We start from the raw sequence: 7,219 nt of genomic DNA, 5'->3' as shown, positions 1-7,219 counted from the left end.
CTCCATCACTGCTTGGTGACCGCCGCCCGCACTCCGCCCGCCAGCTCGGCGGCATCCGCACCGGCAGCGCCGAACTCCAGCGAAGTCGCCAGCACCTCCCCGGCGATCAGGTCGCGGTGCGTGTGCGCCCAGCCCTGCCGCTGCTCGGGCACCTCAAGCACCACCGCGATCCGGTCCGAGACGTCGAGACCGAGCGACTTGCGGGTCTCCTGCAGCTCACGGATCAGATCGCGGGCCCAGCCCTCGGCCTCCAGCTCCTCGGTGACCTCCGAGTCGAGCACCACCAGACCGGCGTTGCCCGGCAACGCGGCAGTCGACTCCGGCTCGGCGGCGACCAGGCGCTGGGTGTACTCCTCCGGCAGCAGGGTGATGCCCGCGGCGCTGACCACGCCGTCGGCGTCCTCGCTCCACTCGCCCGCCTTGACCGCCTTGATCACCTTCTGCACGTCCTTGCCAAGACGCGGGCCCGCCGCACGGGCGTTGACGACCAGCTCGAAACGGCCGTGCACGTCCCCATCCGACGTCAGGTCGACCATCATGACGTTGACCTCGTCGGCGATGATGTCGGCGTAGGGCGCCAGCCGGCCCGCGTCGGCCGCGGCGATGGTGACCTCGGCCAGCGGCAGGCGCACCCGCAGGTTCTTCGCCTTGCGCAGGCTCAGCACCGTCGAGCAGACCACGCGGGCCTCGTCCATGGCCGCCACCAACTCGGGATCGGCGGGCAGCTCGCCCTCGGCGGGCCAGTCGGCCAGATGCACCGAGCGGCCACCGGTCAGCCCGCGCCAGATCACCTCACTGATCAGCGGCAGCAGCGGCGCCGCCAGCCGGGTGACCACCTCGAGCACGGTGTGCAGGGTGTCGACCGCGTCGCGGTCCTCGTCCCAGAAGCGCGAACGCGACCGGCGCACATACCAATTGGTCAGCGCGTCGGCGAAGGCGCGCAGTTCCTCGCAGGCGCCGGCGATGTCGTAGACCTCGAGCGCGTCGGTCATCGCGTCCCGCGTTTGCGCCAGCTTCGCCAGGATGTAGCGGTCGAGCACGTGCTGCGAGTCGGTGCGCCACTGCCCCGGCGTCGAGGCATACAGCTGCAGGAAGGTCCATGCGTTCCACAGCGGCCGCAGCGCGTGGCTCACGCCCTCGCGGATACCGCGCTCGGTGACGATGAGATTGCCGCCGCGCAGGATCGGCGAGCTCATCAGGAACCAGCGCATGGCATCGGAGCCGTCGCGGTCGAAGACCTCGTTGACGTCGGGGTAGTTGCCCTTCGACTTGCTCATCTTCAGACCGTCGTCACCGAGCACGATGCCGTGCGCGGCAACAGTTTTGAACGCGGGGCTGTCGAAGAGCGCGGTGGCGAGCACGTGCAGGGTGTAGAACCAGCCCCTGGTCTGGCCGTTGTACTCGACGATGAAATCGCCCGGGAAGTGGGAGTCGAACCACTCCTTGTTCTCGAACGGGTAGTGCACCTGGGCATACGGCATGGAACCCGACTCGAACCAGCAGTCGAGCACCTCCGGCACCCGGCGCATGGTGGACTTCCCGGTCGGGTCGTCCGGGTTCGGACGGGTCAGCTGGTCGATCGCGGGGCGGTGCAGATCGGCCGGGCGCACGCCGAAGTCGCGCTCCAGCTCGTCGAGCGAACCGTAGACGTCCACGCGCGGGTAGGCCGGGTCGTCGGAGACCCACACCGGGATCGGGCTGCCCCAGTAGCGGTTACGGCTGATGTTCCAGTCGCGCGCGCCCTCGAGCCACTTGCCGAACTGGCCGTCGCGGATGTGCTCGGGCACCCAGGTGATCTGCTTGTTCAGCTCCACCATCCGCTCGCGGAAGGAGGTGACCGCGACGAACCACGAGGGCACCGCCATGTAGATCAGCGGCTGGCCGGAGCGCCAGCTGTGCGGGTAGGAGTGCTCGATGGTCTCGTGGCGCAGCAGCAGGCCCGCGGCCTTGAGGTCCTTGATGATGACCGGGTTGGCGTCGAAGACCATCAGGCCCTCGTACGGCGGCACCATGGAGGTGAACTTGCCGCCCGGGTCCAGCGGCTGCACCAGTTCGATGCCGTTGGCCACGCAGACGTCCATGTCCTCCTCACCGAAGGCGGGCGCCAGATGCACCACACCGGTGCCGGAGTCGGTGGTGACGTAGTCGGCGGTCAGCACCCGGTGCGCGTTCGGGTGGCCGAGGAAGAAGTCGAACGGCGGCAGGTAGGACAGCCCGGCCAGCGCCGCGCCGTCGAACTCGCCGAGCACCCTGGCGTCCTCACCGAACTCGCGGGCGTAGTGCGAAACCCGTTCGGCGGCCAGCACGTAGCGCTTGCCGTCGGCGGCCTCCAGGTGCACGTAGCGCACGTCCGGGTGCACCGCGATCGCCAGGTTGGACGGCAGCGTCCACGGCGTGGTGGTCCAGATCAGCGCGTTGGCGCCGTCGAGCTCGCGCAGCGCGTGGTCCTCGGGCACCCGCAGGCGCATGTCCACGGTCACGGCCGGGTCCTGGCGCATCTTGTAGGCGTCGTCCAGGCGGGTCTCCTGGTTCGACAGCGGAGTCTGCTCGTACCAGCTGTAGGGCAGCACCCGGAAACCCTGATAGATCAGGCCCTTGTCGTACAGCGTCTTGAAGGCCCACATCACCGACTCCATGAAGTCGAGATCGAGGGTCTTGTAATCGTTGTCGAAATCCACCCAGCGGGCCTGGCGGGTCACATAGTCGCGCCATTCCCCGGTGTATCGCAGCACCGACGACTTACAGGCGGCGTTGAATTCCGCCAAGCCCATCTCGTCGATCTGTGATTTGTCCGTGATACCGAGTTGTTTCTCGGCTTCGATTTCCGCCGGCAGGCCGTGACAATCCCAGCCGAAGCGGCGATCGACGCGTTTGCCGCGCATCGTCTGGAAACGCGGGATCAGATCCTTGACGTAGCCGGTGAGCAGATGGCCGTAGTGCGGCAGGCCGTTGGCGAAGGGCGGGCCGTCGTAGAAGACGAACTCCGCTGCGCCGGAACGGTTCTCGATGCTCGCACGGAAGGTGCCGTCGGCCTCCCAGGCGTCGAGCACGCGCCGCTCCAACTCGGGGAACGACGCCCCGGAGCCCGCGCCGAAATCGACGCGGGGATATGCGCTGTTGTTGTCGTCCGCCATCGCGGATCCCGTCTCCTCGTGCCACCGCGCCGTGCGGCGCGCTCGTTCGATGTGGGCACGGGGACGACATCGGCGCCAGGTGCGTCGAAACCGCGGTACCACCCCGTTTGTCCGGGCGTACGGGACGCGCCGGACCTCTCGTTCACGAGCTGTGACGGGCTCACCCGTTCGGTTCTACTGAGTTCTCCGCGCGGGGCGGATCGCCGTTCTTCCGAAGGCTCCCCGGTGATGGCCGGATCGTCGCCGATGTTCGTGTGTCGATTCTAACGGGCGGCATCGAGCGAATATTTCGCCCCCGCCCCGCGTCGCGCCCCGGCCGCACGTGATCGTGGCCGGAAGCCGGCCCGATCCCCCGGCGGGCGCGGCGTCAGCGCCGCACGTGTCTGCTCCCCGGCGGCGGCGCACCGCCGTCGGGTCTTCGCGTGGACAGCGCGCTCACCAGCAACAGCACCCCGCCGATGGCGCAGACCACGATGCACCCCCAGGCCCAGAGCACGGAGCCGGTGGTCAGCGCGGTCACCAGCAGCGCGAAGCCGACCGCGGCGAGCACGAGCGTCAGGACGAGCATGCCGACCTCTCAGGTTTCCCCAGGCCAGATGTGCTGCGTGACCGTCGCCCGGTCCTACGGCCGGAGGCCTACTTACCGCCCTTGGCGAACGAGGCGGCGGGCAGGCTGCCGGTGGAACCGCTGTCGGCGAAGGCCTCGCCGCCGTCCACCGGGACGGCCGAGCCGCGGTTCTCCAGCTCCTCGAGCTGCGACTCCAGGTAGGACTTCAGGCGCACGCGGTACTCGCGCTCGAAGGTCTTGAGCTGCTCGATCCGGCTCTCCAGCACGCTGCGCTGCTGGGTGATGGTCGCCATGATCTCGGTGTGCTTGCGTTCGGCGTCGGCCTGCAGGGCGTCGGCCTTCTCCTTGGCCTGGCGCAGCTGGCTGTCCGAGCGGGTCTGCGCGTCCGACAGCAGGGCCTCGGCCTTCTGCCGCGCCTCGGCGACCATGGCCTCCGAGCGGGTGCGGGCGTCGGTGACCAGGCGCTCGGAGTTCGCCCTGGCGTTGGCCAGCAGGTTCTCCGACTCGGTCTTGGCGTCGCTGGTGAGGCGGTCGGCCATCTCCTGGGCCAGGCTCAGCACCTTGGCGGCCTGCAGGTTCGCGTCCGCGGAGTTGTCCTTGGCCGCGGGCGCCGCGACGGGCGCCGCCGGGGTGACCGGGACGGGAGGTTTGATCGGCTCGGGCTGCGGAGTGGGGGCCTTCACGGCCGCCGGGCCGCTACCGCGGTTCTTCTTGGCATCGGCCAGCTCGGCGTCGAGCTCGGCTACCCGCTGACGCAGATCCGCGTTCTCCTCGATCAGCCGCGACAGTTCCTGCTCGACCAGATCGAGGAAGGCGTCGACCTCGTCCTCGTTGTAGCCGCGCTTCCCGATCGGCGGTTTGCTGAACGCGACGTTGTGCACATCGGCTGGAGTCAGCGGCATGGAAGGATCCCTTCACGCGTCTTTTGGAGATCGAGCAGATCTTGCAAGGTATCGTCACCCATTCTGTCACATCGGCCCGACGGGCTGACCGAGCCTGCCGACGATGGACATCAGGATGAACACGATGAAGAGCAGGACCATTATCGACAGATCCAGGCGGATTCCCCCCAGGGACACCGGGGGAATCAAGCGCCTCAACAGTTTCACCGGTGGATCGGTGATCGTGAAGATCACCTCGAGGATCACGACCACGACTCCGGTCGGGCGCCAGTCCCGGGCGAAGCTGCGGATGAACTCGACGATCACCCGGCTGATGAGCAACAGCCAGAAGATGAACAACACGAAGTACAGCACCTCGAACAAGGCCACCATGTCACTCTGCACGAAAAACGGCGGTGTGCAAAATGGCCACACCGCCGCGAACCGGACATGATGCCCGCCGAGCCCGCCCCTCGGCCGCCCGCCGGAGCGGACGCCGTGGGAGCAGGTCGCTATTTCTGGTTGTAGAAGCCGGTCTCGGCGATCCTGCGGCGCTCCTCGGCCGAGACGTCGACGTCAGCGGGCGAGAGCAGGAACACCTTGCTGGCCACTTTGTCGAATGAGCCACGCAGCGCGAACGCCAGCCCGGCGGCGAAGTCGACCAGGCGCTTGGCGTCGGCGTTGCTCAGCTCGACCAGGTCCATGATCACCGGGTTGCCCTCGCGGAAGCGTTCGCCGATGATCCTGGCCTCGCTGTAGTCGCGGGGGCGGAGCGTGGTGATCTTGGACAAGGGACCTCCGTCCTCGAAGATCCCGGGACGGCGGGCGGGCGCCGGCTCGGGACGCAGCCGCTCCTCGAGGCGGCGTTCCTCGGCCGCGGGATCGACGGCCAGCGCGCCCCTGGTGGCTCCGCGCAGCGACGACGCGCCCGTGCCGGAGCGGAACCGGCCCGAGGAGGGCGCGGCGTCGATCCGGGTGGGCCTGCGCGGCGACTCGTACGGGTCCTCGCCATAGTTGTCCTCCGGGTACTCCTCGCGGCGCGGGGGGTAGGCCGGCTTGTAGGACTTGTAGGCGGGCTCGGGGTAGTCGGCCTCGTCGCCGAAGCGCTCGTCACCGAACCTCTCGCCGCCGAAGCGCTCAGGACCGTAGCGGTCGCCGCCGAACCGCTCGGGGCCGAAACGCTCGCCCCCGTAACGGTCTTCGCCGTAGCGGTCGCCGTAGCCCGGCCGCTCGGAGTACGGACGGGATCCGCGCGCGCCACCGCGTTCGCTCGCGCGCGAGGCGCGATCGTCGACGTAGTCGTCTTCGTAATCCTCGAGCGGAACCATGCCGAAGTACGCCTTGAACTTGTGCAGCGTGCTCATCTGGTCGACCTTCCTTCGGCCCCGGTGGCGGCCGGGTGTTGAAGACTTGCTCAGCTCCTCGTCCGTCCCAATCTTATGTGTCATATGTGACTGATGAGGTTTCTTTGCTAGCCAGAGGTTATCGGTCGAGCGCCCATCAGAGCGGTACCGACACGCACACACGTCGAACCGTGTGCGATCGCCGACTCCAGATCGCCCGACATTCCCGCGGAGAGTTCGCTCGCGCCGGGGTGGCGCTCGCGCAGACGCGTGTGCAAGCTCGCAAGACGCTCGAACGCGCTATCGGGCTCGACGCCCAGCGGAGGGATCGCCATCAGGCCCGCGAGCCGCAGCGACGGGGCAGCGGCGACGGTCTCGGCCAGCGCCTCCAGATCCCCGGCGCGGACCCCGCCGCGCTCGGGATCGTCGTCCAGGCTCACCTGGATGAGCACGTCCAGCGGCTCGGCGCGCTCGCCCGCGTCGAGCGCGGCGGCCCCCCCACGGTCAAGGGCCGTTGCCAATCGTTCGCTGTCCACCGAGTGCACCGTGTGCGCCCAGCGGGCCACCGCGTTGGCCTTCTTGCGCTGCAAGCGGCCGATCATGTGCCAGCGCAGGCCATCGACACCGGCCTCGCGCAGGGCGGCCACCTTGGCGGAGGCCTCCTGTTCACGCGACTCACCGAACTCCCGTGCCCCCAGCTCGGCCAGCAGAGCCACGTCGGAGGCGGGAAAGAACTTGGTCACCGGCAACAGGCGCACCGAGGCGCGGTCGCGACCGCAGGCGCGACAGGCCGCGTCGATACGTTCTTCCAGGGCGGCGAGATTCGCGGCCAGCTCCGCGCGGCGGGCCTGTGTCCGGGCATCACCCTGCGGCTGTGTTCTGTTGGCGGCCTGCGGCCGGGCAGCTCCCGTCACACTGTTCACGTCGTCCTCCGTGTCGTCTCCCCGGCGAGCGCTGGATACCCCCGCCACCGGCGTCCTCCCCTGGCCGCGCTGTCGCGCTGATCACATCCGGCGGCGACATCCACCGCCCCGCCCGCGCGCCGGTCAGCCACCGGCTCCCTGATCGATCCAGATCACGCCGGCGATCCGCCCGGTCGGCGCGCCGCGGCGATGGCTGAACAAGGTCTTGTCCTCGATGGTGCAGCGCGGGTCCTCGGCGACGCCGCCCACGCCCGCCGCGACGAGCTGGCGTGGGCTTGCCCCGCGCCGGTCGAGTACGGGGGGTGCGCGGCCCGGGGGGGTGGCGCGGCCGGGGCGGGGGGGCAACCCGGCGGCCGCCAAGGGCGCGGGG

At 69.2% G+C, this 7,219-nt stretch carries 7 protein-coding genes; all 7 read right to left on the bottom strand.

Annotated elements, in window-relative coordinates; all coding sequences use genetic code 11:
• Positions 1-5: 5 nt before the first annotated feature.
• Complete coding sequence (gene ileS, locus QH283_RS19380) at positions 6-3,134, bottom strand: isoleucine--tRNA ligase (RefSeq protein ID WP_280504404.1); 3,129 nt, start codon at positions 3,132-3,134, stop codon at positions 6-8.
• Positions 3,135-3,501: 367 nt separating this feature from the next.
• Entirely contained in the window at positions 3,502-3,702 is a 201-nt protein-coding gene (locus tag QH283_RS19375) for a hypothetical protein (RefSeq protein ID WP_280504403.1), read from the bottom strand.
• A gap of 68 nt (positions 3,703-3,770) precedes the next feature.
• Entirely contained in the window at positions 3,771-4,604 is an 834-nt protein-coding gene (wag31, locus tag QH283_RS19370) for a DivIVA-like cell division protein Wag31 (protein WP_280504402.1), read from the bottom strand.
• A gap of 66 nt (positions 4,605-4,670) precedes the next feature.
• A complete protein-coding gene (locus QH283_RS19365) occupies positions 4,671-4,973 on the bottom strand; it encodes a YggT family protein (protein WP_280504401.1) in 303 nt (100 codons plus the stop codon).
• A gap of 122 nt (positions 4,974-5,095) precedes the next feature.
• Entirely contained in the window at positions 5,096-5,947 is an 852-nt protein-coding gene (locus tag QH283_RS19360) for a cell division protein SepF (protein WP_280504400.1), read from the bottom strand.
• Between the two features lie 107 nt (positions 5,948-6,054).
• Positions 6,055-6,840: a YggS family pyridoxal phosphate-dependent enzyme gene (locus QH283_RS19355; protein WP_432420751.1), complete on the bottom strand. Its 786-nt coding sequence runs from the start codon at positions 6,838-6,840 to the stop codon at positions 6,055-6,057.
• Positions 6,841-6,972: 132 nt separating this feature from the next.
• Positions 6,973-7,219 (bottom strand): laccase domain-containing protein (locus QH283_RS19350; protein WP_280504399.1); only part of this gene is annotated, 247 nt, incomplete at its 5' end.

The sequence above is a fragment of the Nocardia farcinica genome, from assembly GCF_029867845.1.
Classification (GTDB): domain Bacteria; phylum Actinomycetota; class Actinomycetes; order Mycobacteriales; family Mycobacteriaceae; genus Nocardia; species Nocardia farcinica_A.
The sequence above is the reverse complement of the archived record's forward strand: the minus strand, read 5'-3'. Positions and strand labels throughout refer to the sequence as shown.

What these genes read in the sequence shown, in the direction of transcription:
- wag31 (WP_280504402.1), bottom strand. Translation starts at nt 4,604, where the DNA reads ATGCCGCTGACTCCAGCCGATGTGCACAACGTCGCGTTCAGCAAACCG.
- QH283_RS19360 (WP_280504400.1), bottom strand. Translation starts at nt 5,947, where the DNA reads ATGAGCACGCTGCACAAGTTCAAGGCGTACTTCGGCATGGTTCCGCTC.
- QH283_RS19375 (WP_280504403.1), bottom strand. Translation starts at nt 3,702, where the DNA reads ATGCTCGTCCTGACGCTCGTGCTCGCCGCGGTCGGCTTCGCGCTGCTG.
- ileS (WP_280504404.1), bottom strand. Translation starts at nt 3,134, where the DNA reads ATGGCGGACGACAACAACAGCGCATATCCCCGCGTCGATTTCGGCGCG.